Source organism: Mesorhizobium sp. M1143 (genome assembly GCF_040318435.1).
Lineage (GTDB): Bacteria > Pseudomonadota > Alphaproteobacteria > Rhizobiales > Rhizobiaceae > Mesorhizobium.
Genome location: NZ_JAMYMJ010000173.1, coordinates 1 through 1,424, shown reverse-complemented (window position 1 = coordinate 1,424; position 1,424 = coordinate 1). Strand labels below are relative to the sequence as shown.

Here is a 1,424-nt window from a genome sequence, read left to right as displayed (position 1 = left end):
GCGGATGGATGGGCTTTTTCCCGGCCTTGTCCTGCCTGCAATGGTGGCTGAAGATGTAGCCGCATTCGCCAGGTGCACACCTTGTTTCGGCAATTTCGATCGCCGACTCGAGTTCATGCCGGCGGAGCATGCGGAGGCTGAGGCGCGATTTGGCCGTCCGTTGCTCAGCGGCCATTATTTCGAGCGCATTCTGGGCTGTAAGTCGGCCGTTGCCATCCAAAACGATCCGCTGCTCATGGATATCGCGGCGCACTATCTCGGCGGCCAGGCGACGCTGATCACGACGCGCGTCTGGTGGAGCTTCCCGACCGGCCAGGCGTCGGACGCGGACAAGAACCTGGCTTCGCTCGGCAAATACCACTTCGACCTGGACGACTGGCGGATGCTGAAGTTCTTTTTCTATCTGGTGCCCGTCGACGAGGGGACCGGCCCGCATATCTATGTTCGCGGCAGCCATGATCGCCGCGCCCTCAAGCACCAATTTACGCTTGTCGTCGGCCATCCAGCGCAAGAGATTCTGGACGTCTACGGCAAGCAGAGTCCGGTCACGCTGACCGGCAAGGCCGGTTTCGGTTTCGTCGAGGATCCGTTCGGGTTCCATATGGGCACCGTGCCGTCGCACAGGCCACGGCTGATGATGGAAGTTGGCTTCGGCGTTTCTCCTCCATCGCGCCGCCGCTTCCATGGCGAGCCTGTGATCCGCTGATTTCGAAAAGTCCCGAAACAGCCTTCCCGTTGTGAGGGAAAGATAAGGCTATGCCGCCAATCGATCTGTTCCGGGCCAAAAGCGGTTGTCTGCACATGCCCTGAACTTGGCTGGTGCAATGAGTCTCGCCATTGCTCCAGCCAGCACATCAGTGCCTGTTTAATCGAGGTTAGATGGCAGTGCGCCCAAGAGATCCTCCTCGATATCGCCTGCCGCGCGAAGCCTCAGATGCTCTTCGAAAACCTCCTTTACGGACCAAGTCGTCTCGGGTCTCCTTTGAGTGGCCGGAAGGTGGTGCACAGCCGTATCGTGCTTCGGGATCCTGAACGAAGGCGAGGGGCGGTTTGTTCCTCGCGGGGCGCATGCAGCGGTGCCGGCATGACAGCTTCGTCTTGGATCCCGATGCTCGGCAACGTCGGCGGTGAAGACTCTGTCTAGGCGGCTTACGTGACTCCAATGCAGGAGATCGACCATCTCCTGTCGAGCACATTCGTTGGCGATCACCGTCGCGGCGCTACGGACGCCGCGGCACCTGCGATCAATGCAGTTTGCCGACTAGCCGAGCGTATTCGGCTTCAGCCCTGCCATATGACCCATCAGCCAGCGCAATTAGACGCGCGCGATCAAGAATGACTACCTCTCCTCGCATTGAGCGTATCAGACCTTGGCCCTCCAAGGTTTGCAGCGCTATGGTGACGCCGGGCCGCCTGACACCGAG

General features: G+C 60.1%; 2 protein-coding genes. One reads left to right on the top strand and one right to left on the bottom strand.

Annotated elements, in window-relative coordinates; translation table 11 throughout:
• A partial coding sequence (locus NKH35_RS31720; protein ID WP_352917570.1) for a hypothetical protein occupies window positions 1–706 on the top strand: 706 nt, incomplete at its 5' end.
• A 538-nt stretch (window positions 707–1,244) separates the two neighbouring features.
• Here NKH35_RS31720 and NKH35_RS31715 read toward each other — a convergent pair.
• A partial coding sequence (locus NKH35_RS31715) for a helix-turn-helix domain-containing protein (RefSeq protein WP_352917569.1) occupies window positions 1,245–1,424 on the bottom strand: 180 nt, incomplete at its 5' end.